Below are 24710 nucleotides of genomic sequence, written 5' to 3'. Positions count from 1 at the left end.
AGCAAACGTGTGAAAACGGTGGGGTATCTCGCGGCACCGCGCGAAACCGGACAAATTTAAATAAAGAATCCTCTTCGCAGTCCCGCGCCGCCCCTGCCCGTCGTTATTTCCCCATCATCGATGACACCCCTACCCACCTCCGAAACCGACCTCCTCCGCGCCGCCTATGCCGCCTTCAATGCCCGCGATATCGCCGCCGCCCTTGCCCTCATGACCCCGGACGTGGCCTGGCCGCGAGCCTTCAAAGGCGGCTTCGTCGAAGGTCCCGAAGCCATTCGCGCCTACTGGACCGAACAGTGGAGCGAGATCGATCCCCACGTGGAGCCCATTTCCTTCGCTGCCGAATCCACCGGCTGCATCCTCGTCACCGTCCATCAAATCGTGCGCGCTCTCTCCGGCGCGGTACTCGCAGACGCACAAGTCGCCCACCGCTTCACGCTGACCCACGGCAAAATCCAAAAGATGGAAGTCGCCGTTACTTCCGATAGTCCGCCCCTGTGAGGCTCTTCAGCACAGACTCCTGCCATTCGCGCAGGCCTTTCTCCAGCTTTTTCACCACCTCAGGTTGCTGCTCCCGCAGGTCCGTCTTCTCAGCGGGATCCGCCACCAGATCAAACAGCTCCTGCTTCACCGTGCCGCCCTTCTTCGCTTCATGCACCACCAGCTTGAAGCGCCCGTCAATTATCGCACGCGGCCCCTGGTAGTCGCTCTCACTGACTTCTGTGTGTTTGAAGTTGCTGAAATCGCGTGTCGCTTTTCCACCCGCCTTCTTCGCCAGCGGCGTCGTTCCCTCCTGCAGCTTCGGATCAATATACGGCTCGCCCTTCTTTAAATGACTCGTGTCAAACTGCCACACCCACAGCGGTTTCGCACGCTCCGTCACCTTCCCATCAATCACCGGCAGCAAATCCATGCCATCGATCGGCCGCTCCGGCAGCGCCTGACCCGTGAGAGCGCACAGCGTCGGCAGCAGATCGCTGGTCGTGGCGCGCGCTTTGGTGCTGCGCGGCTGCGGAATGCGCGCCGGCCATTCAATCAGTCCCGGCACCAGCACGCCCCCATCATAGACCTGCCCCTTCACACCTCGATGCGGCAGCACCAGCGAGGCATCCGGTGAGGTCCCGTTGTCGCCGCAGTAAAACAGCAGCGTGTTCTCGCGCAGCCCCGTCGCCGCCAGGTGCTTCCTCAGCGTGCCAATCGCGCGGTCCATCGCCGTGATCTCCGCATAGCGTTCGCGCAGCACCTCGCCTTGTGTTCGCGTCGTCGGGCCTCCCGTTTCATTCGAGGTCAGCCGCACTTTCTTGTCCTTGTACTTCTCCGGCAGATCATCATACAGCGCCAGATCCTCCGGCAGCCCGCTGTACGGCTCATGCGGAGAGCCAAACCACACCACCGTGAAAAACGGCTGCTTCGCCTTGCTCGCCCGATCAATGAACTTGATCGCCTCGCCGATCACCACCGCGGAGCCCTCTCCCTGGATCACCTCCGGCGCTCCGCCATTGCGAGAAAGCGAGGGATTCAGCTCAAAGAAATTATCGTGCGACACCCACTCATGAAACCCCATCGCACCCGGACTCGTCGGCGACTCCGCCTTCACCGGCCCCAGATGCCATTTCCCAAAATGCCCGCAATGATACCCCGCCTTCGCGAGCACATGCGCAATCGTGATTTCCTCCGGCCGGATCGAGAACCCTGGATTGAACGTCCCCATCCGGTTCGGGTGCCTTCCCGTCATAAAGCTGGCCCGTGTGGGCGAGCAGCTTGGATGCCCCGCATAAAAATTCTCAAAGCGGAAACACGTCTTCGCCATCTCATCCAGCACCGGCGTCTTCACATGCGGGTGTCCATTGTAGCCCGTCTCTTCCCAGCCATGATCATCGCCCATCATCAGAATGATGTTCGGCGGAGCATCCGCTGCCAAAGACACCCCCAAGGACAGGAGTAATGCGAAAGCGATCAGTTGTTTCATAAGCAGAGGTGAATGCAGATACGGCGGCAGTTACTTCTTCGTCGGCGGTACCACCGGCCCCGTGCCCTGCGGGCTCTTCGTGCGCGGCTTCTCGATCTTCTCCGCCCCTGCGGGTATCTTCGCCGCATCAAACGGCTTCGGTGCCTCCACCGGCAGCACCTTCAGGCGGATGTCCCTCACATGCACGCTGTTCGCATTGCCGCGATGCAGCTGAATCGCCACCAGTCCCGCCAGCGCACGCTTCTTTTCATCATAATCCGTCAGCTCTGAAGTGATCTTCCCATTGATCTTGTGCACCAGGTGGTTCCCGCGTGCGATCACCGTGTATTCATTCCACTGAGACACATCCACCTTCACCGGCTCATGCGTGGCCAGCTTCCACAGCGCACCCTCGGGGTCCAGCATCACATCCGTTCCATTCAGGCCAAAAATCCCGCGCCCCTTTTCTTCATACGTCATCCCCGTGTGCTCAAGCGCCGGATGAATGTCGATCTGATATCCCGTGATCACCCACGGCGCCACCTCCGGCAGCTCGCGGCTGCGGTATTGCACACCCGAGTTGTTGTCGCCCTCCACACGCACCATCGCATGCAGTTCGAAATCCTTCACCTCACCGCCGCGCCAGATGAGAAACGAGTTGTTCGGCATCGCATCCGGCCCTGTGCAGGTTCCCACGATCCCGCCCTTCTCCACCCTCCACAGCTTCGGGTCGCCATCCCATCCCGTGAGGTCCTTGCCGTTAAAGAGCTCGGTAAAGCCATCTTCAGCAAAAGCAGCGGCTGAGAAAAAACACAGGGCAGAAATCAGGGCTGGAAGTCTCATGGAAATCAAAAGTGGTACGAAATAAAAAGGCGGTAGGGCAGGGAGTGAATCGGTTTCGTCAGTTCGGACAGGAAGAACGGCCAAAGCGCCGCAGTTTCTCCTCTCGCTTGCAACTTTCTCACTCCATCCCCTGTTGGTTTGTTTCCATGCGCTCCCTTGCACTCTGCCTTCTCGCCCTCGCCACCACGCTGTCTGCCCAGCAGCCGCCTTACGATGTCTTTCCTGCCGCCGACCCGCCGTATTACCGCGTGCGTTATGAGGCCTCCACCACTCCCGGAGAGCTCATCTTTCCGGTGAACTACACCGTCTGGGTTCCCCCGGGCGTCAAGTCCCTGCGTGGCGTCATTGTCCACCAGCACGGCTGTGGTGAGGGCTCCTGCAAATCCGGCCTCACGGGTGCCTACGACCTTCACTGGCAGGCCCTGGCCAAGAAGCACGACTGCGCCCTTCTCGCCCCCTCTTATGAGCAGCCCGATAAAGCCGAATGTCAGATGTGGTGCGATCCGCGGAACGGCTCCGACGCCGTCTTTCAGAAAGCCCTCGCCGATCTCGGGGCGAAGTCCGGCCACCCAGAACTCGCCAAAGTCCCCTGGGCGCTTTGGGGCCACAGCGGCGGCGGGCATTGGACCGGCGGCATGACCATCCTCCACCCCGAGCGCGTGGCCGCGGCCTGCCCCCGCTCCGGCGTGCCTCTGCTGGAGGTCAATCCCGCGCGCCCCACCATCAAGTCCTACACCCTGCCGGACGCCATCTCCACCGTGCCCATCATGTGCAATCTCGGCACCAAGGAAGGCGTCACCGTCAAAGAAGGCCGCTTCGCCGGAGCTTGGGACGCGAACGTCAAATTCTTCACCGCCGTGCGTGCCAAAGGCGGCCTCATTGGCATCTCCGTGGACCCCTTCACCAGCCACGAATGCGGCAACCAACGCTACTTCACCATCCTCTGGCTGGACGCCTGCCTCTCCGCGCGCCTTCCTGAGAAATCCGGAGATCCTCTGAAGCCCATGCCCACGAAAAACGCCTGGCTCGCCGCTCTCCAGGGCACCGAAGCCACCCCCGCCGCCAAGTTCAGCGGAGACAAGTCCCAGTCCCTCTGGCTGCCAAACGAAGCCATCGCCAAAGCCTGGACGACTTACGTTAAAGACACCGCCATCCCCGACACCACCCCGCCTCCTGCGCCCACCGACCTCCAGGTCAAAGACAACACCCTCACTTGGAAAGCCGAGGCCGATCTCGAAAGCGGACTCGCCCACTTCATCATCGAACGCGATGGCAAGCAGATCGCGACCCTGCCCGAACAGCCCAAGAACCCCTTCGGCCGCCCGGTCTTCCAAGGCCTCCAATACAGCGACACTCCCGCCAATCCTCTGGTCGAAATGCGCTTTACCGACGCCACCGCCGAAACCGGCAAAAAGCACCAGTACCGGGTGATCTCCGTTAACACCGTCGGCCTGAAATCCGAGTAAACAGGGCCTGTTTCTTGCTGCAAAACCGGGGGGCCGGGTTACGTAGTAATCTGCCCCCCAAATCATGAACAGACGCCGCTTCATCCTCCAGTCCCTCGGCACCTCCTTGGCCTTGCCCGGCTTGCCTTCCCTCATGGCCAGCACTGTGGGCGGAAATTCCGCCGTGAAAGCCGCGAAGGGCGCAGGTGCCGGCGCGCGTCGTTTCGTGGCCATTGGCAATCTCCTCGGCTACCAGACCAAGCAGCTTTTCCCCACCACCAAAGGCCGCGACTACGAGAAGACCACTCTTCTGGAGCCGCTTTCGGACATTCGCGATCACATGACCGTCTTTCGCGGCCTCGACCATGGCGTGAAAGGCGGACACTTTGCCGTGCATTCCTTCCTCTCCGGCGTGCTGAATTCTGAGGCGCAAAACCGCCCGGACGGCAATGTCACCATTGACCAGTTTCTCGCCGACGAGATCGGTTTCGAGACCCGCTTCCCTTCGCTCACCGTCGGCTCGGAAGGCGGCATTCATGGCGGCTGCCAGATCGCCTGGACCAAGTCCGGCGTGCGCGTGCCACCCGTCACCAATCCCTCCCAGCTGTTCGAGAAGCTTTTTGTCAGCGACTCCAAGGAACGCCAGGCGCGCCGCGTGCAGGAGAATCAGGTGCAGGCTTCCATTCTCGACTCCGTCATGGACGAGGCGAACCGCCTCTCCAAACGCGTGAACAAGGAGGACAAGGACAAGCTGGATGAATATCTCACCTCCGTGCGCGATGTGGAGAAGCGCCTGGAGCTCCGTCAGCGCTGGGTCAGCCAGCCCAAGCCCAAGGCCCCCTTTGACAAGCCTGCGAATCACAATTCCGTGGAAGACCTGCCCATCCTCTATGAGCTGATCGCGCTTGCTCTGCAGACAGACAGCACCCGCATTGCCACCCTGGAAATCGGCGGTGACTTCATGCCCCAGCACCTCGGCATCAAGAAGGACTGGCACGGCCTCTCCCACCACGGCAATGACCCCGAGTCCATCGACAGCCTCATCACCTTGGAAAAATACCAGATCGAGCACTTCGGCAAATTCGTGGCCCGTCTCTCGAAGATGAACGATGGAGACCGCACCCTGCTGGACTCCACCACCGTCCTCTTTGGCAGCGGCATGGGCGATGGCAATTCGCACAAAAACTCCGACCTCCCCATCCTCCTCGCCGGCGGCGGTTACAAGCATGGTGAATTCCGCGAAGTGCCTCGTGAAGGCATCAACAAGGTGCCCCTTTGCAATCTCTTCGTGGACATCGCCCAGAAGATGGGCGTGGAGACAGAATCCTTTGGCAACAGCACGGGTCGTTTCGCGTGATGAGCAATGCCCCGACCCCGCGCCTCGGCATCCTGCTTGGCTTCGCGTTCCTCACCACGGCTCACGCTGCCGACGATGCTCCCAAGCTCGCCCAGCAGTTCCTCGGAAAATACTGCCTGGAGTGCCACGACGCCGATGTGCAAAAAGGCGACCGTGCCTTTGAGAAGTTCGCGCTGCCCCTGAAGTCCGTTACGGATATTATCGAAGCACGCGATATCATCGACCAGCTCACGCTGAAGGAGATGCCGCCGAAAAAGGCGGACCAGCCCACCGACGACGAGCGCCTCGCCATGATCCGTGCCTTGCGCGAGGGCACAGTGGCTGCCGCTGGCAAATTCCAGAGCACCGGCAGCCGCACCGTCATGCGTCGCCTCTCCAGCCGCGAGTATGAAAACACCCTCGCCGTGCTCTTTGGCCGCCGGGTGGACACGCTCGGCCTCACCGCTGATTTCCCGAAGGAAAAGACCAGCCAGCACATGGACACCATTGGCAAGTCCCTGGTGACCTCCGGCTTCCTCGTGGACCAGTACTTCCAGTCTGCCAACCGCCTCGTCGAGACACGCCTTGGCAAACCGGCCACCGAGCCCAGGAGCTGGCACTTCAACAGCCACTTCCTGCAGTACGAAGAGCTGAGCGGTTCCCACAAGTCCGCTTTCAATTACCGCTACCTCTGTCTCTACGAGCAGCCAAATACAGACACCCGCCAGGGCGGCTATGGCCACATCGAAGACTTCAAGCAGGGCGTGCCCGTCTCCGGTCTTTACGACATCGAGGTGGAGGCCGCTGCCCTTCACCGGGACACACACTACGATCCCGCCATCTTCGGCATCGACTTCTCAGAACCCTTCATCCTCGGCGTTGTGCCGGGAGACGTCACCAAAGGCCACATTCATTATCCCCAGGCCATCGAGCCGCTGCTCGCCAGCGCCGTCGTTCCGGACAACACGCCCACCACATTAAAATTCCGCGTCTGGTTGGAGGCCGGGCAGACCCCGCGCTTCATCTTTCCAAACGGCCCCTATGAGTCCCGCGCCTCCGTGGTCACGATCAACAAACGCTACAAGGACGAGTTCAAGGCAGACGTGGGGTCCTCCGGCGTCGGTCGCGCCCACATTCTTCTCGAAGGCAAATTGCCGCACATCCGCATCAGCGACATCAAGATCAACGGCCCCATTCCCGAGGAAAAAGGCGGCCCCGAAGAAATCGCTGTGTTTGGCAGGGACGGCTTTCAGGAAGCGCACGCTCTCGACCAGCTCCAGGCTTTCGCTGAGAAAGCCTACCGCCGTCCGATTACCGATGCAGACCGCCAGCCCATCCGCGCCATGTATGAAAAGCGCGTGGCCGAAAAAGCCACGCCGCGCCAGGCTGCGCTGGACACGCTCAAGCTCATCCTCTGCTCACCGTCCTTCCTCTACTTGAGCGAGATCACCGAGGAGTTCGCCAAAGCCCTTCCCACTTACGATCTCGCCTCGCGCCTCTCCTACGCCCTCTGGGCCGCTCCGCCAGATGCTGCACTGCTCGCCTCCGCCAAATCCGGCAAGCTCAGTCAGGATGCCGAGCTTAAAAAGCAGATCCAGCGCATGCTCGCCGATGAACGCGTGAACGGCTTTGTGAGCGGCTTCCTGGACAGCTGGCTGAACCTCCGTGAACTCGGCGGCATGCCTCCCCCTCGTGAGGTGGTCCGCTCCTACTATGCCGAGGACCTTCCTACGTCCATGAAGACGGAGGCCAGCCTCTTCTTCCGCGATCTCCTCAAGACCAACGGCTCAGTCATCCAGTTCATCGACTCCGACCACAGCTTTGTGGACAAAAAACTCGCCAAACTCTACGACCTGCCAGAGCAGAAAACCCTTCGCCTTGCAGATGGCTTCCAAAAAGTCAGCCTCAAAGGCAACACCCATCGCGGCGGACTGCTCGGCATGGCCGCAGTGCTGACCGTCAGTGCAAACGGCGTCGAAACTTCTCCTGTCACCCGCGGCGTGTGGGTCACGGAAAACATTCTCGGTGTTCCGCCTCCTCCACCGCCAGATGTCGTGCCTGCCATCGATCCAGACGTCAGCGGAGCCACCACCATTCGCGACCGCCTTGCCAAGCATCGTACCGATGCCGCCTGCGCCGAATGCCACCGCAAGATCGATCCTCTCGGCTTCAGCCTGGAATCCTTCGACCCCGTGGGCCGCTGGCGCACCAAATACCCGCAGGTAAACAAAAAGACTCCCGCGCCGAAGATCGACACCACTGGCGAATTCCCCTCCGGCGAGACCTACTCCGACTTTGCCACCTTCAAAAAACTCATCCACGACACCCGTGCCGATCTCTTCAGCCGCCACCTCATCCGTCAGATCCTCACCTATACCACCGGCCGCACCATGGAGCTCAACGACGATCTCATCATCGACAAGCTCCACGACAAAGTGAAAAAGCAGGGCCTCGGCCTCAACACCCTCCTCACCGAGTGCCTCATGAGCGAAATCTTCCGCTCTCGGTGATCCGACCATAAAGCAAGCGTCCACGTTCGGCTCCCTCAACGCATCCGTATTCCCTTCGGGCCTGCGAATACCCGGCGCCATGGAGTGCGGAATTCATTCCGCAGCATCCCGCCACTCCCCGAACTACGCCCTCACTCAGGTTCTGCCCCAAATCAGCACCCCGGAAAACGAAAAACCGCAGAGCGTCAATCCGGAAGGATTTCTCTGCGGTCTTCCAATCTCTGGCGTTGTTAAATCACTATCCTCTCCGGTCTCTCTTCACTTCACCTCCGGCTTCTCCGCCGCTGCTCCAGGCGCCGCCTCCGGCTTCACCTTCTTCGGCGGCGCGATCCTCGGCGTCATGAACGAATCAATCGACGCCTTGTCCGCCTCGCACTTCGCGCCACCTGCCGGAATCGCCACGCCGGCAGACCACAGCACGCCGTTGATCACCAGTTGCCGCATTCCAGCCTGCTCCCAGGCACCATGCGCATCCAGACCGCTGAAGCTGAACGAGCGTCCACCGCTCGGACGGTCATAAGTCCAGCCCACGATGTCCTTGTCGCCGCCTTCTGGCGATCCCAGCTTCTCCTTCCCAGACCACACCAAGGGCGTAATCCCCTTCATCCCTTCGGTAAACTGCAGATGGTTCAGCCAACCATCATTGATCTTCCACGGCGTCACACCGCTGGTGATTTCGTGCTTCGGAAACACATCATGCGTGCTGTCCCAATGGCCTCGGCTGGAAAGCCCGTTGTACACCGCGCCAGTCCAGTTTATCGACTGCTGCGCAAAGGCCGGCGTAAATTCCACCGCCTGATGCAGGTTTACCAGTCCCGTCTTGCCGTCCGCCATCTTTTGAACCGTCGCCACATGCTCCGGCGTCGCCAGGTAGGCTTGCTTGCCACCGCCATCCGTGTAAAACACCACCGTAGCCGCGCCCTCAAACACCTTCTCATCTGCGGGCCACTCCTCATTCACCAGCACCACATCCACTCCAGGATTCTGCTTCAGCAGCACCTGCATCAGGCGGCAGCCGCCCAGATAGTCATGGTGCCCCATCTTGTCCACCTCCTTCACCTTCCCCGCCACAAGGACAATTTTGATGCTGTCCGCCGCCCAGGACGAAGCGGCAAAAACAGTGGTGAGAGCGAGCGAGAGAAGAAAGCGGGGACGGGAAATCATGGTATTAGGATGGCTGTCACTCTAAACGAGCACATCCGCAGCGAAATGTCTTCCAATCTTCACGGCCTGGCTACCTGCCCGTCCCGCTGAAACGACTGCCAGTCCGCCGCATAGTCCACGTTGATCAGCCAGGAGGCAGTTTCCTTGTCTCCGGCAAATGACGCAAACGGCGCGGTCATCAGCGTCTGATACCCGCCAGCCACAGGGTCCCAGTTCTTCCCGAGCGCTCCATTCTCAAGCACCAGCGCATTCAGTTTCACCGGTCCTCTCAGAGGCTCCGCATCCGCTGGAACCCGCGCGGCAAATGTGTGCTTCAAAAAGGAAAACACCAGCGGCCACGTCTTGTCTCCCGGCCCATGCCCCGTCTTCGGCTCCACCGCATAGTTCCACACCGCGTGGTGCTTCTTCCGCATCGCCTCCACCACGCCCATGTTCTCTGCCTTGGACGGACGGCCAAAAAAATCATCCACTTCGCCAAAAATCACCAGTCCCGGAATCTGCGCCGCCCCAGGCTGATACACCTGATACGTCGTCCCCGGCCTCATCGACACCCAGCCCCACACCCGCGTGCTGTCCGCAGGAAAGATGGCGGAGAATCCCGTCCCGTTCGAATGCCCGTAAAGAAACAGCGGCGCATTCTCCAGCTCCGCATGCTGCGCTCTTTTGCCAAAAGCCTTGAGCCGCTCATACAGCAGGCTCCGCGGCCAGAATCCGCGTTGCATCGGGTTGCCGTTAAATTTGAAAAACGCCAGATACAGCTCCCTCGCGATTTTCCGCAGTTCGGCATGCTTGTACAGCGCCTCCCCGCTGCCATGGCCGGACATGACCACGACGCCTTTCGCCACCGCAACACCCTCCGGGATCCACAGGTCGAACTTCACGTCTTCCTTTTTGCCCTCGCCCTTGTCCTTCACCGTCTGCAGCCATTGATCATCGCTCAGCTTCCAGTCCCAGCTTCTTTCCACCGCCTGTTGCGGCGAAGGTGTGCCCCACTTGGCTTCATCCAGCACTCCATCCCAGTTCTTCTGCCCCTTCACCTGCGTGTTCGCCCGCACCCACCCGATGCTGTGGCATTCCGGCAGTTGCAGCGTTTCGGTGAGTTCAATGTCGGCCGCGGGCAGATTAACCACCAGCAGCGCCGCGATGAGAAAAAAGGTCTTCATAAGTTTAGGCGATCAGCTCCTTCAACACACCCGAGCTGTCACCATGCCTCTCCACATTCACGCCAATGCCATGCAGCAGCGTCAGCCACGCATTGCAAAGCGGCGTGTCCTTGGGGGCCACGATGTTCTGCCCCAGCTTGATCCCAGCTCCACCGCCGGTCAGCAGCGTCGGGCAGTTGTCCAGGCTGTGCTCTGTGCGGATGTTGCTGCCATAGGCCAGCGCCACATGGTCAAACAAACGGCTGCCATCTGCCTCCTTCGTCGCCTTGAGTTTGTCGAGAAATCCCGCCAGCAGCTCGCTCTGCGTCAGGTCGCGCTGCTTCGAAGCCTCCAGCTTTTCTCCCAGCGTGGAATGATAATGGCTCATGTCATGCGGCGCCACCTTGATGCCAATGCTCGTCAGCAGCGTGCTCACCGGCTGCCGATACGTCAGCACGCGCGTGCTGTCCGTCTGCATCGCCGCGAGCATGATGTCATACATGATCTTGATTTCCTCCTTGCCTGCCAACCCCGCCGCCGGCTCAGGAATCGGCGCCTTCGGCTGCGGCACCCCGATCCACTGCTCGTCCTTGCTCAGCCTTGTCTCAATATCTCGAATCCCCTGGAAATACTCCTCCAGCTTCCCCTTGTCCGTCTTGCCCAGTCCACGCTGCATGGTGCGCGCGTTTTCCATCACCGTGTCCAGCACGCTGCGCTTCTGCGCCAGCATCGCCTTCTGCTGCTCGATCGGCGTCGTGTCTTTGGAGAACAGCCGATGAAACGCCTCCACCGGACCCTTGTGCCCCCCGATCGGTTTGCCGCTCACATCCCACGCCATCGAAAGCCCCGGCCCATGCCCAGATGCCTCCGCATTCTCACTCCCATTGAGCTGCAAAGAGCCAAAGCGCGTGTCCAGCCCCAGCTTCGCTGCCGCCACCTGATCCGCCGAGATGCTGTTGTGAAAATTCTGCCCCGGCTCCCCGAAACGATTCGCCCCCGTCAGCCACATTGTGCTGCCCCAGTGCCCGTCATTGCTGTACTTGTTCCACAGCCCCTGTACCACCGTAAAGTCCGCCTTATGCCGCGCCAGCGGCTTCAGTCCCTCAGGCAGCGCATAGTCCGCCCCCGGCTGCTTGATGTCCGGAAACCACGACTCCGTCGTAATCCCCCACCCAAATCCCAAAAACACCAGCCTTTTCGGCGGTGCAACCGGCGCTGCCGCCGAAGCAAACCGTCGAAACCCCAGCGACTCCAATGTCGGGAGTGCAATGAGAGCAGTGCTGGATTGAAGAAAATGACGACGGGTTCTCATGAGGATAAAACGTGAATGGTAACAACTACTTCGTATGAAATTCCTGGCTCGAAACCAGCGCGTGAATGAACTCACGAATCGCGAGATCTTTTTTCCCGGCCCGCTCCACCATGCCCGCAATGAGCGGCTCATCGCGAAATCCCGGAGGCCGTCCCAGCGCAAACTCCAGCAGCGCCTCGCTGAAGCCACGAGCAAACGCATCTGACTTCGACGCAATGATGTCCCGCAGGCCAAAGAAATCCTTGAACGCCGGCCCCTTGTGCAGCGCCGCCGCAGCCTCGATCGTCCACGTCTTTTTCGTCTTGGCATCCGCCTTGCCATTCGCATCCACCGCCATGTAGCTGTCCTCCGTCCGCCACTGCCCTGCGGCATCAAAGTTCTCCAACCCAAAGCCAATGGGATCAATCTTGCGGTGGCAGCTCGCACACTGCGGATCTTCCTGATGCGCCAGCAGCCTCTCATGCGTGGTCAGCACCTTGCCTGCCAGTCGTGTGATTGCCGGTACATTCGCCGGTGCCGGTGGTGGCGGGTCATGCAGCAGCTTGCGTAGCACCCATGCCCCGCGCTCCACCGGACTCGTGCGCTCGCCGTTCCCTCCCATGAAATGCACCGCCGCCATGCCCAGCAACCCGCCACGTGGCGAATCCTTCGGCAGCATCACCTTCTCATACCCGTCCCCCTTCACACCTGGAATCCCATAATAGTGCGCCAGCACTCGGTTGATCATCACATAGTCCGCCTTCAGTAGATCGCGCAGGCTCGCATTCTCCCGCATCACATGCGCCATCGTCTCATGAATTTCCCCCTTCGCCGCCACCTTCGTCCCTGAATCAAAGCGCGGATACAGCGTGCGATTCACCTCAAAAAAGTCGATCCGGTCCAGCCCCAGCCACTGATGCGTAAAAGCCTCAAGAAACTCCGCCGACCGCGCATCATTCAGCAAACGCTCCGTCTGCTCTGCCAGCACCTCGGGCTTCTTCAAATCACCCTTCATGCCCAGTTCGCGAAGTTTCGCATCCGGTGGCGCACTCCAAAGAAAATACGCCAGCCGCGTCGCCAGCTCCGCTCCCGTCAGTGGCCGGTGCTTCTCATCAGCAATCGGCTCCGCCAGATACAAAAACATCGGCGATGACAGCACCACCGCCAGCGTCTCCTTCAGTGCCGCACTGTGCTTGTCTCCCGCCTTCCGCCGCACCTCATAAAGCTTCACCAACCGATCCACATAATCCGCCGTCGGTGCCGTCCCCCGAAACGCCTCCGTCGCAAATCGCTCCAGCCCTGCGCGCACTTCCGTCACAGCAGGCGCAGGCGCTTTGTCATCCAGCGCCATGCCCAGCGCAGCAATCCCCGGCGGCTTTGCCTTCGCGCCATCCGGCACACGCTCCACCTCGATCCAGTCCACCCAAAGCGTCAGCTCGGGCCCGATGCCATTGCGTCTCACCGCCTCCGCCCTCTTGCGCCCGCCCTCTTCGTTCGTGTCCCAGCTTCCTTTTTCCCGCACAAACAGCAGCCGGTTTTCCCGCGTCATATTGCTGCGCGTCAGCGTCAGCGGAATCTCAATCACCTGCGGCTTTTCGATGCTCGCCGTGATCTCATGCGTCGCCATCACTCGGCCGGTGCGCGCATAGATGCCAAAGTCCAGAAAGCGCCGCTCCGGCGGAGCATCCTTCGTCGCCCCGGCGCACACGCGCACCACGTAGTTTCCCACCGGCCAGTCAAACGGCACCAGCAGCTCGATGTAGTTCACGTTCAGCTCAGCCGGATGCCGCGTCTGCGTTCCCAAGTACGCCCCTCTGTCCACCGCCGGCTGCGCGATGTAATACTGGTGATACTTCAGCCAGCCCGCCCCCAGCGAATCATTCGCTAGGTCCGCATCATTCTCGCCCTTCTTGTCAAAACCAAAGCTGCGCGGATTCGGCGCGCCCGGAATGCGTGCCCACTCGCGGCGAAAGATGCCGTCGTTCTTCGACTCCTTGCGGATCTTCGCCACGATCTCCTTGTTCTCCGGCTTCGCCGCTGCTTCTTCCACCGCCTTCACCCAGTTTTGCGCACGCTTCTGCGCATCGATCTGGTAGTCCACAAACTTTCGCACCACCGGCGTCGTCGTCTCGCCCTCGTAGTGCAGCTTCTTCTCCACACCTGCTGCAGCCTGCCACGCAAAGGCCTCCTCCATCGCCTCGCGCCCGATCACCTGATACTGCTCAAACTGGTTCGCCGACATGAAGAGGTTCGCCCCCACCGTGTCAAAGCCACCCCCGCCATCCGCAGGCAGGTCCGAGACATTCACATCCACGCCCAGAAGCTCACGCAGCGTGTTCTTGTATTCGCGCCGGTTCAGCCGCCGCATCGTGATCACACCCTTCTGGTCCCCCAGGCTGCGTCGCGCCGCCACCATCACATTCGCCAGATCATCCAGGAAATCCGCCTTCGCCTCCTTCGCCGGCTGCTTCTCATCCTCCGGCGGCATGTCGCCCGAGTTCATTTGATTGAGAACCTTCTGCCACTTCTCCGCTGTCTCCAGATCCTTGATCTCAAACGGCAGCTCATCCACGCGAAACTTCCCCTTCTGCTTCTCCGACCCATGGCATGAGACACACGTCTCCTGAAACAAAGCCTTGTGCCGTGCATTCATCACCGCACGAGTTTCGGGTTCTGCGGCATGGCAAAGCATGCTGGCAGACATCACGGTGGCACAGAGCAAAAACGGGCGGTTCATCAGGGGGGAGGAAAACAAACGCATTGCAGCGCTCATTGTTCTCTCGGAAGATCGCAAAACCGGACGAAAAAAATCGACGCGTTACCAGGCTTTCCCAGCGGCTGCCGCGGCACGCATCTCAGGGCCGCGGTGGCACCACGATCCCGTCGAAATTGAAGGTCCTCCTGAACCTGGCGCGGATGTAAAAACTCTCAAAGGAGGCAAGCGGCAGTTCAAAGGAAAGCGTATGCAAATCCTGCGTGTCCATGTCGATGATCGTGCCGCCGCCGGAAGGTGCCTCCGAGCCATTGTGCAGCTTCCCCCAGACCTCCCACTGCGGTAGCGGAAGCTTGTCATCATTGCTCGTGAGCACCGTCACAAAAGCATGGTGATCCGCGTCCTCGCCGGGTTTGTTTAAATGCACACCGTCGATGCTGGTATAATTCTCTGACAAAATAGGCTTGCTGCTTTCCCACGGTCCCGCGGTGAGGGTCATTCGCACTTTCAGTGTCCCTTTGGCGAGGGCATACGGCACCAGACAGCCAGAGACAATCCAGCCGCCCTCCTTCTGCCCGTCGGGTTCGCGCTGTGCGAAAACGCGCGAGCTAATGTCGATCTCCCTCCCCTCCGAATTGAAGAGATGCAGCATGGCCTCGCTCCTCTCACCGATGGCCGGATGAGACACAAAAAACACCAGCCAGCCTTCCGTGCTGCCGATCTTGGGAGATCCTTCACGGTTTAGGAGGCTCTCCTTCCACCAGTTCCACGCATTCGCCGGGATCTCGCCCGGTGCTGGCATCTTCTCGCCACCCGTAGCATGCAGCTCCCATCCGCTCTTCTCCTTTGGCACCCAGGCGAGTGCATGCAGTCTGGGTTTGCCTTCAAATCGAACCTCGTTTGCCAGACGCTCAGGTTGCTGTTGCACTGCTGTGGCCGCCGAGCCGCTGGGCTCGTCCAGAGTCGGCGGCTGTTCATGGGAGAGCCGGAGGACTAGCACGATGTCTTCTCCACTCTCCAGCCGATGGGTAAAGGTCGTCGAGCCTCCTCGTGGGATGTTCTGCTTTGCCAGGGGAAAGGTTTTCTCGCCACGCGTTGCCGCCTTGCGATCGGTTTCTGTGACCGAGCCCTCCAAAAGGTATAATTCTTCACCAGCGGTTTTGTTGAGGGAAGTGCCTGCAGCTTTTGTTTGTCTGCTCGCCCTGAGATTAAAAGCAATCTGCGGATCACCGTTTTGGCCTCCGATCTTCCCGACCTTGATGCTCACCGGGTTTCCCAAAAGCATTTGAACGACGGGTTTGGAAAGCACCTTCTCGGAACCCGCTGCACCGTTTGGCGGGATCCTTGTCACCGTTCCGTTCAATGTGATCACCTCTGGTCGCTGGTCGATCTCCGTCAGATATTTCAGCAGCGGGTCAAAGTTCCGGCTCGTGGCATCGAGCATGATGCCGTTGCCCTTGGTCATATGTTTGACCGCCTCCACAAATTCAGGATGCTTGCTTCCCAGGTTCTCCATCGCAAAGGAAGGGGTGATGTATCGCAGTCCCACGAGGTGCTCCTTCACACCTGGCTCGCTCGGGCTGTTCTTATTTCCTGCATCGGCGCTCTTCGTTCGCACGGCTCCCGAAGGAGTGGTGACCCATTTCTCGAATGCCTTCCCGGGCATTGAAAAAGCCGTAAGATTGCGGAGCAGCACCGTTCCCGCTTTCCCAAATAAAATGCCGACTTTGACGCTCTCAAATTTCTGCCCTGCCTTCGCAAGGTAGTGCGTCCTGATGGAGCTCCAGTCACGGCTTGTGGAGAGCAGCACACCGCCACCGTGGGCAGCGTGAGTTTTAAAAGGGCCGTCATCCGCAAAAATCACCAGTGACACATCCGCATTCCCTTCCATCCGCAGCACTTTCCCCTCCGCGCTGAAAATGATCATGTATCGTTCCTTCGAGTCTTCAGCCCCCAGAGCCTCCACTTTAGCCTCTCCCAGCACTGCCATGCCCGCCTTGTCCATGCTCACCCGGATTTCGCCACTGGCTTCCTGAGTGATCTCACTGCCGATGGGTGGAATGGGATGGACCGTGACTGTGCCGGGCACGCTGTTTGGCGGTAGTCCTGCAAAAGCTGCGGATCCGGCCAGGGCAGTGCGCTGCATCGTTCGGAGCTTCATGAAATGGTTGCCTGCCAGGAGAAGGATCACCACGCTGGTCAGGACCGCCAGCGCGCGCACCAGTCCGACCTTCTTTCCAGGCGAGTGTGCTGGCCGCGCCTTCAGCATGGTTTCGTCCACACTGGCAGATCGGACGGTCTCCACCTGCGTCCGAAATTCCGCCGCCGTCGCAAACCGCAGTTCAGGAGTTTTCTCCAGTGCTCGCAGCACGATCTCATCGATCCGGATGTCCACCTGCACCCTTTTGGAAGGTGCCTCGAGCTTCGCCTTGGGCCGTTCGCCCGTCAGCATCTCGTACAGCACCACGCCGAGAGAGTAAATGTCCGCGCGATGATCCACCCTCCCATTCGTCTGCTCGGGCGCTGCATAGTCCGGCGTGCCAAAGGGCAGTGATGCGGCCATTGATTCGCTCTCGCTCACCCTTCGGGCTGCCTGCGGCAGTCTGTCTCGCTCCTGCTCGGCTCCTGCCCGAACCTCGGAATCGAAGGCTGATGCAGCATCCTCACTGCAGACCATCTGCGCGATCCCAAAATCCGCGATCTTCACCACGCCTGCTTTGTCGATCAGCAAGTTCTCCGGCTTGATGTCCCGGTGCACAATGCCGTGGTCATGCGCGCATTGAAGCGCCTCGCACACCGGTGGCACAATGCTCAGCGCCTCTTCGGGTGTGAGCCGTTTCGACTGCAGCAGTTGTCGCAGATTCAGCCCGTCCACATATTCCATCAGCAGGTAGAAGAAGCCGCCTGCCTGTCCAAAGTCATGCACTGTCACGATGTGCGGGTGGCTCAGCTTCGCCAGCGCCTGCGCCTCACGCTGAAACCGCGCGGAAAATCCCGCCCGCCCTGCCAGCTCCTCAGGCAGGATCTTCAGCGCCACATAGCGGTCCAGCTGCGGCTGCCGCGCTTTGAAGACCGCCCCCATCCCACCGCTGCCGATCAGCCCTGTCACCTCCAGGTGTGGGAATGCAGCGCGCACCGTCTCCAGGCCTGGCGGTTCATACGGTCCCGTCTCCTGGCCGCCCGCTGTCGGCGCCAGCGCTTTGGCAAAGACACAGCGCGGGCACAGGCCGTTGGCCGCGCCTTCAGGAATCGCGCGGCCGCAGCGGGGGCAGGAGTTCAATGCATCTGGTGTCATGCCTGTTCCTTGGGCGTGCGGGTGGGAGAGTTACACAAATTCATCCGTGCACGGCGCACAGGTAGCGCAGCTCATCTTCCACATTTTCATGTTCGTCCAGCGTCTGCGAGATCTCCTGCCGGAGCAGTTCGCGGAATCGTTTGCGCAGGCGGTGCACCGCCACCTTGACCGCTCCTTCGCTCAGGCCGAGTGCGCGCGCTGTCTCCGCACGAGCGGCCATCTCGTCTCCCATCAGGCACGGCCGCAGCGCCTCAAACTGCGCCTCCCGTCCGCCCCGGTGCTCCGCTGCCAGTGCTGCCACCGCACGATTCATCACCGCCACGGCCCATTCCCGGTCAAACACCGTCGTCATCGGCGCCGCCTTGGGATCTTCGAGCTTGCACTCTCCCACATCATCTGTCCCCAGCGGCTCATGCTCCGCGCCACCGCCGCGTTTCGCCCGACGCGCATGCTCCTGCAGCCCGCCCACAAAGTACTTCACCGCCCCCAGCAGGTAGCTGCGGAACCTCCCTCTCTCTGGATCCGGACCCGGAAAACCCCTCTCCAGCAGATGCGCAAAAAACGAATGCGCATGATCACGCGCGGTATCTTCGTCAAACCCGGCGCGCCTCAGGAAGACAAACACAGGTTTGTAGTACGCCGCGCACAGATCGCTCAGCGCCGCGCGCCCTTCAGGAGACGCCGCATTCGCACGCAGCACCAGCGTCCAGCGTGTGGAGATGAAACTGCCGGTGGCTTGGGTGGAATGCATGCGGGCCTTGTGATTACCTTGGTGCTGTGGCCGCCAAGGTTACACAGGGAATTTCAAAGGGCCGGGAGAATCAGCGGGCCGCATGAGGTTCCTCATCGCATCCGAGCCTCTCACTTCTCCGCCACCCACAGCCTCGCAATGCCGGGCGGCTGAAATTTCTCCGCACTCGCATCCAGCTCCACCGTTACCTGCGCCTGCCTTCCGTTCTTGCCCAAAGTGACCACCTTCCCCATGATCGGCGCCGCAGTCGGTTTGCGATCCAACCCCGCCGGTGCCACTTGCACGTGGGTGCCTTGCTTGAGCCTCTTGATCTGCTCTTCCCCCTCATTGAAAAGCGTCAGCGTCACCTGCTTGCCTGCGGAGGCATCCACATAGCCCGGTGCCCCTTCTTCGAGAATGCGCTTCGCATGCACCGCCTTCTGCTCCGTCTGAAACTTGATCAGGCTTTCATCATCCAGAAAGACCTCCCACGCCATGCGGGTCTTGCCCTTGCCCACGCCATGGGTCTTTGTGCGCAGCTTGTCGCCTGGCTGGATGTCGCCGAACTTCGCCGGCTGCCCCGCTTTCCAAAGGCGCGTGTCCTTGTCAGTCTCGATCACCACGTTCTTGTCGCGCACAAAGCTCTTGTCGAAGTTCGCCCACGTGCACGTCAGCTTTCCTCCCGCTGGGTTGATCTGGTCCACATAGAAGTACTCCTTGTGGCCGTTCATCATGTTCATCTCATCCTGGATGTAGGTCAGCCACACCCACTCCTCCTTCTCGTTCACATGTAGGCGGAAGATCGCCCGCTCGCCCACCCTGAAATCCTGCAGGTCTCCCAGCGTTGCGTGGTGCAGCAGTTCCGCATACGGCATCACCGTGAAGCTGATCACCTCATCGTTGCTCTCGCTGCGGAACTTCCCGGTGCGCGTGGCGAGGTCTAGGCTGATCAATTCACCCCACGGGCGTCGCATCTTTTCAAAGGGGATGATCACTTTGCCCGGTATGATCACCGGTATGGGTTTGGCAGGAGCTGTGTCCGCCGCAAAGGCGGTTGCTGACAAAAAGGCGAGCGCGGCAAAAATCGTTTTCATGAGGCGGTGAGGTTATTCTTTCCCGAAATATTCTTCTTCCTTCGGCAGGGCGATGACTTTCCAGGTTTCAGGGTAAAAGCGAACGATGCGTTTCGGTCGGTAGCCTTCCAGCATCATGTCCATCTTGACCTTCATCTGCACCCCGCTGCTGCCGGGCTCGGCGGCGATCTTGTTCACCTCCAGCACGCTCCCTGTCTTGCGATCATTCACCGGGTCATAAGTCATGAGCGTCTCACGCGCCACAGCCAGTCCGCCTCGCGGCTCCACCGGCGGCGGGCTGCCGTCTTTCGGTGGCGGCAGGTTGGGATCTTTAATTTTGAGTTCCTCAAACAGCTTCGCATCCACATTGCCAAAAAACGTCACCGTCACAAGCTGCTGCTCATCATCCACCGCCGTCACCCACGCTGGCAGTCCCCGCTCACGGATGTAGTTGCGATGCCGCTCCATCTGGTTCGCAGTGACGAGCGCCCTCGCCTTTTCATCCAGCCAGATGTCCGTGATGCGTCCCGGTCCATACAGCGTCACCCAGGTCAGGTTAAACAGCACACTCTGCCCCGGCTGCAGCGCCTTCAGATCCGCAACGCCATTGCCCTGAAACACCCGTGTGCTGCTCAGCAGGTCAAACAGCTTTGGCTGCCCGCTGGGCTTGCCCTTGTCCTGCAGCGTGGCAGTCAGCTTCTTCGTCGTCAGATCCACACTGTCGATTTTCCACACTTGCTGCTGCCGCGCATGAAAGGAAAACTCATCTTCAATCCGCAGACACCGGCGGAACTCCCACTCCGGCGTCTTGCGCTTGTACCACGTGTCCGGCAGCGGCGTCTTGTCCTCAGGATCGCTCAGGTAAAACAAGCCGTGCAGGTGTGTGCCCAGCGGGATGTCTTGAAGGGCGGCCGGTGCTCCTTGATACCAGATGGAACCATACGGCAGCATGGTCGCATCCAGCGGCAGATCCCAGATGCCGCGCTCCTGGCTGTCGTTGCGGTCGATCCGGATTTGAAACCTTCGGTCCAGGTGCTCGGTGTGGATCAGCTCTCCCGTGGCTGCATGAGCGGAGCCTTCAGGCGGAAACTGACCTTCCACGAGCTGAAACCACTCTGGCAGGTCCCCCGGCTTTCGCTCTTTGGGCGTCTTCCGCTTGTCACTCGCTTTCACCGGCCCGTCCGCATCCGTGCGGAATTTGGGTTTTTCCTCGGCGCTCAGGATCGCGCTGGTGAGAATCAGCCATGCGGCTACGCGCAGCGGCAGCCTTGGGCAGGCAGGTTGGGGAAATGATTTCATCATGAGTAAAAGGTTCGGCGCATCACTTCGTCACCTCGGGAGGCGTGCTGGAAAATTTCAGCGACCACAGCACTTCAGGTGCGGCATCCACCGCCAGGCCGATCTGGTTGGCGCCCCACACCTGATCGTAGCGCAGCAGCAGCTTGTTCCATCCGGCCCTCAGTGCGACGGGCTGGTCGGCATCCACAGAGTGGTGCAGATCCTTGGCGCTCTGGCCTTTGGGATGGATGGCCGGCAGAGGCTGGTCATTGATCCAGACACGGACGGCATGATGCCCATGGTGCTCGTCGAGCGCCTTCAGGCGGATGTTCAATGCCTGCGGCGACTGCACCCAGGTGACGAGATAAGCGCTGCCCTCATCTTCATAACCTTTCCAGCCTAAGGCGGTTTCGAACGAGACAATGTCTCCGTTGATGCTGGCCGGTTTCCATTTCAGGGCGTGCGTGGACTTTCGGGTTTGCGTTTGTTCTCCGGTGATGCTGGCCTCGAGGTCAATGCCTTGCTCGGGAGGGAAGGCGGTGGCTGCCAGCGTGCGGGTGATTTCATTGCGATCCTCACGATGCCGGAGCTGTGGCAGTTGCGCGAAACCGAACGGGCCGATCGCGCTCCAGGCGCGGACGGGAAGGCGGTGCATGGGCTCAAATTTAGCCTGCGACCATGAGCCGGGATAAAGCCGCGCTTCGGTCGGCTCGTCATAGGTCTCGCGGGTGGCGGACCCGTCTGCATTCGCCCACCAGACACGGTTATGCCCGCCAAAAGTGGCGTCGAAATTCACCTGGGTGCGAAGTTCTTGGTCAAACTCGGGCAGCATCGGCACGCTGGCCCGTGGGATCGCCGCAGCGATCACAAAGCCCTCGCCATCGGCATCCATTGCATGGCCAAGACTGGTGCCGGAAAGCAGACCCACATGCTCAAACGCAGCCGCACCACCTGCGGGCGTCTGATAGGTCAGCGGGCTGGGCTTGCCCGCGCCGCTCCACTTCGGCAGCATCGCCAGTGCCACCGGCCGCACCTGGCCGTTGTCCTTGAACAGTCCGAAGACAACCCGCGCATCTCCCGCACGACCGTTGCCGCCCTTCGCGGGCTTCGCCTGAGGGTCACCCTGGATGTAAAAGCTCAGGGTGTCAGCTTCCCGATCATGCGTGAAAATGCGCTCGGCGGGTTCGAGTGGCTTGGCATCAAACTTCCGCCCAAGCCGGACGTGCCAGCGCAGATAAAGATGCCCCGGATCAAAACCGCAGCGCACCTCGACGGTCTGCTTGGCATCCGCGGCAAAGGCCGCAGGCTCGCACACTTCCCAGCCCGACATCGAGCCGTCCACTGCTGGTCCTCCTCCTGGCATCGGCGCAAACTGGGCCACGCGCGCCGTCGTCCCTCCGTTGCGCTGCTTCCGCACCGCCAGCGCAAACTCAGGTGCACTGCCAATCTGCGCTGCGGCGATGGTCACGCTCTTCTGCATATTCTCCAGCCGTCGCACAGGATTCCCTTTCGCGGTCCACCCTTCCGCTTCAAACAGCACCGGGGTCGTTTTGCCCAGCGCGAGACACACCTTGCCGTTGTCCGCATTCGCAAAGGCATAGCCGGTGAAAAACTCGCCCGGCAGATTGTACGGCCCCTTGGTCTTGCCGCCCGTCTTCCGCTCATCAGGAAACAGCGTTTCCACATACAGCCCGTCCTCGGTGTAAAGCACCATGCCCATGCGTGACTGATCCACCTGCGTGATGAGTCCGCCGATGGGAGCCATCACGTGGATGGAGCCATACACTTCGCCTTCCTCCGCCGTGCCATGCAGCGCCACCCTGCCGACGCGCCACTTCAGCTCATAGCCTCCCTTGCCATCTGGTACGTAGCGGGAGAGCTTTTGCTGCGCCCCAAAGTTGGCTCCCAAATCCGGGCCCCGCGCATTCACATAAAAGCCGTCCTCCATCGATCCCGCGACCATCGCCCAGGCGGAGGAGAAACGATCGCCAATCTCATTGCCGCCAAACGTCGCGGTCGTCGTCCCCTGCTTCCGTGCATCAAGCACCGGATCAGTGAGCAGCTTCTTCCACCCATCCGCCGCATAGACCGGATTGCCATGCTTGTCGAAAGACTCGGGCGCCAGCCGCCACACATCAGCGCTGCCTTCCTGAATCGCGATCAATGACAAGTCTTCCAGCCATGAGTCCCCCCAGTAGCGCGGATTCATCGGCGGCTTGGTCAGGTGCGGCTGGTATTCACTGTCCTCCACCTGCCCATCCCCATTCTCATCATGCCACACATAGCGTTTCCGCTCCTTCCCTTCGCCCTCGGTCAGGATGGCTGCGGAAGCCAGCCAGCGGTCACCTGCCTCGCGATAAATAAAATTCCCCCGCGACCATGCCAAATAGCGCGTGTCTCCGCGATAGAATAGACGCGGAAAGCCGAAGTGGCGGTGCTCAAATCGTCCCGTGCACACATCCGGATACACCGCCTCCGGTCGCCACTCACCCGTCTGGTAGTCCACATGCAGGCGCATCAGCCAGCCGCCATGCCCCTGAATATAAAACTGGTCCGGATGCCGTGGGTCCACCGCATATCCCGCGTTCGCATAGGTCTGCGCACTCAGCCACTCCCGCATCAGACTCCCATCCTCCGCATTCCATTCGCTCACACGATTCAATCCCTGACGCTCAATCACCACTAGGCGGTCATGCCCCTCCGCATCACGCCAGCAGGAAAGCTTCTCCGGAGACATGAACGACTGCGCATCGTAGCTCCCTGAGCGCTGCTTCGCCAGCTTCCCAAAAACCAGCAGCGGCTTCCCGCCAGATGAAAACTGCAGCACCTTGTTCGCCCTGGCATCAGCAAGATAGATCCGCCCATGGCTGTCCACCTCCAGATCATCCGGCGTAATGCCGGCTGGCACTTGCAACACACGCTCCAAAGCACCTTCCGGCAGTCCCGCCTTCAGCTTCACCGCACTGACCGCAAAGCCGTCACCATCCTTGTGCAGCACCCACAGCCGGTCCCCCCATCGTGCCACCACTCCCAAGGGACCGTTCACCGGAACCGCCGCAAGCTGCGCCGCCGTATCACCATCCAGCACAAGAATCCGGTTCACCATGTCCTTGGTGCTCTCTTCGGGGTGATACCATCGCTTCTCATCCCGCACCAGCCGTCCGCGCTCCGCCAGATACACAAACGATTGGTCCGCACCCCTCCACGCTGCCATCGCCGTGACAAGCCCCTCCTGCACATGCACCCCTTTCCGAAAGCGGCCGTCCGCCTTGCCAAACTTTTTGCCGTCCGTCCGAAAAACAAAGCCCTCATTCTCACTGCACCAGGAAGTGACCCCATCTGTGGCCACCGCCTTGCCCCCTGCCGCGCCACCCGAATTGTAGCCCGGCGTCGCCTGATCATAGTTGATGGGCTTGTTGAAATCCGCCGTGTAAAAATTCCGCGCATTCTCCAGATACTGGTAGCAGAACACTGCCACCCCATTGGCTCCCACATCCACATCCCCAATCGGGCTGTTCACCGGATCGCCCACCACGATCGGCGTTTTCACCTCCCCTGGCAGCGCCCGCCACGCCTCGGCACTCGTGATGTATCGCGGAGTGATGGAATGGTAAGCCCCATCCACCGGCCACTGCGTCGCCGGCATGTAGATCCCCTTCAGCCCATAGGTGCCGGGCGGCACCGGCATGAAGTTGTCGTCCAGTCCATCCCAGCTTTCCAAAAACTTGCCCCCATTCTCCACCGTCACCGTTCGCACCACCCCCGCCGCAAACTGGCTGATGATCCAGTCCGGCTTCTTCTCATCCACCACCGCCAGCGTGACCCGGTAGGTCTTCGGCAGCGGACCCGTGGTCGGAAGCTGATAGCTCACCTCCACTCCCGCGAGCAAAAGTTGCGGAATCAGACACACAACTAGGGTACTCAGGAGCAGAAAAAATCGTC

Annotated in this window: 15 protein-coding genes; 4 read left to right on the top strand and 11 right to left on the bottom strand. The window is 60.5% G+C overall.

From position 1 onward, the window contains the following. Nucleotides 1-120: 120 nt before the first annotated feature. Nucleotides 121-501, top strand: coding sequence for a nuclear transport factor 2 family protein (locus tag ACILSR_RS00905; protein ID WP_395747836.1), 381 nt, complete (start codon nt 121-123; stop codon nt 499-501). Here the strand turns inward: ACILSR_RS00905 and ACILSR_RS00900 are convergent. Beyond that, the gene (locus tag ACILSR_RS00900; RefSeq protein ID WP_395747835.1) at nt 476-1969 is read right to left on the bottom strand and encodes a sulfatase; all 1494 of its coding nucleotides are present in this window, start codon (nt 1967-1969) and stop codon (nt 476-478) included. The genes ACILSR_RS00905 and ACILSR_RS00900 overlap by 26 nt on opposite strands. Before the next feature lie 30 nt (nt 1970-1999). Further along, on the bottom strand, nt 2000-2791 hold the full coding sequence (locus ACILSR_RS00895) for a DUF1080 domain-containing protein (protein WP_395747834.1): 792 nt from the start codon (nt 2789-2791) through the stop codon (nt 2000-2002). Between the two features lie 146 nt (nt 2792-2937). On the opposite strand from ACILSR_RS00895, the gene ACILSR_RS00890 reads away from it, so the two are divergent. From ACILSR_RS00890 to ACILSR_RS00880, 3 genes are all read left to right on the top strand, one after another. Beyond that, complete coding sequence (locus ACILSR_RS00890; RefSeq protein WP_395747833.1) at nt 2938-4257, top strand: alpha/beta hydrolase family protein; 1320 nt, start codon at nt 2938-2940, stop codon at nt 4255-4257. Nucleotides 4258-4321: 64 nt separating this feature from the next. Next, nucleotides 4322-5593, top strand: coding sequence for a DUF1552 domain-containing protein (locus tag ACILSR_RS00885; RefSeq protein WP_395747832.1), 1272 nt, complete (start codon nt 4322-4324; stop codon nt 5591-5593). Next, nucleotides 5593-8082 (top strand): DUF1592 domain-containing protein, encoded by a 2490-nt coding sequence (locus ACILSR_RS00880; RefSeq protein WP_395747831.1) that lies wholly within the window; start codon nt 5593-5595, stop codon nt 8080-8082. Before ACILSR_RS00885 ends, ACILSR_RS00880 begins: the two co-directional genes overlap by 1 nt. Nucleotides 8083-8340: 258 nt before the next feature. On the opposite strand, the gene ACILSR_RS00875 is transcribed toward ACILSR_RS00880, so the two are convergent. The 9 genes from ACILSR_RS00875 to ACILSR_RS00835 all read right to left on the bottom strand — a co-directional run bounded on the left by ACILSR_RS00875 (nt 8341) and on the right by ACILSR_RS00835 (nt 24639). Then, on the bottom strand, nt 8341-9246 hold the full coding sequence (locus ACILSR_RS00875; RefSeq protein ID WP_395747830.1) for a ThuA domain-containing protein: 906 nt from the start codon (nt 9244-9246) through the stop codon (nt 8341-8343). 59 nt (nt 9247-9305) lie between these two features. Then, nucleotides 9306-10409, bottom strand: coding sequence for a hypothetical protein (locus tag ACILSR_RS00870; protein WP_395747829.1), 1104 nt, complete (start codon nt 10407-10409; stop codon nt 9306-9308). 4 nt (nt 10410-10413) lie between these two features. Continuing rightward, nucleotides 10414-11700: a DUF1552 domain-containing protein gene (locus ACILSR_RS00865; protein ID WP_395747828.1), complete on the bottom strand. Its 1287-nt coding sequence runs from the start codon at nt 11698-11700 to the stop codon at nt 10414-10416. A 25-nt stretch (nt 11701-11725) separates the two neighbouring features. Beyond that, on the bottom strand, nt 11726-14416 hold the full coding sequence (locus ACILSR_RS00860) for a DUF1592 domain-containing protein (protein ID WP_395747827.1): 2691 nt from the start codon (nt 14414-14416) through the stop codon (nt 11726-11728). A gap of 118 nt (nt 14417-14534) precedes the next feature. Next, complete coding sequence (locus ACILSR_RS00855) at nt 14535-17687, bottom strand: serine/threonine-protein kinase (RefSeq protein ID WP_395747826.1); 3153 nt, start codon at nt 17685-17687, stop codon at nt 14535-14537. A gap of 40 nt (nt 17688-17727) precedes the next feature. Continuing rightward, nucleotides 17728-18438, bottom strand: a complete 711-nt coding sequence (locus ACILSR_RS00850; protein ID WP_395747825.1) for an RNA polymerase sigma factor — start codon at nt 18436-18438, stop codon at nt 17728-17730. Nucleotides 18439-18548: 110 nt separating this feature from the next. Then, a complete protein-coding gene (locus ACILSR_RS00845; protein ID WP_395747824.1) occupies nt 18549-19511 on the bottom strand; it encodes a hypothetical protein in 963 nt (320 codons plus the stop codon). Between the two features lie 12 nt (nt 19512-19523). Beyond that, entirely contained in the window at nt 19524-20792 is a 1269-nt protein-coding gene (locus ACILSR_RS00840; protein ID WP_395747823.1) for a hypothetical protein, read from the bottom strand. 19 nt (nt 20793-20811) lie between these two features. Further along, on the bottom strand, nt 20812-24639 hold the full coding sequence (locus tag ACILSR_RS00835) for a hypothetical protein (protein ID WP_395747822.1): 3828 nt from the start codon (nt 24637-24639) through the stop codon (nt 20812-20814). Nucleotides 24640-24710: the final 71 nt, after the last annotated feature.

This window comes from Prosthecobacter sp., assembly GCF_044222565.1.
Classification (GTDB): Bacteria; Verrucomicrobiota; Verrucomicrobiia; order Verrucomicrobiales; family Verrucomicrobiaceae; genus Prosthecobacter.
The sequence above is the reverse complement of the archived record's forward strand: the minus strand, read 5'-3'. Positions and strand labels throughout refer to the sequence as shown.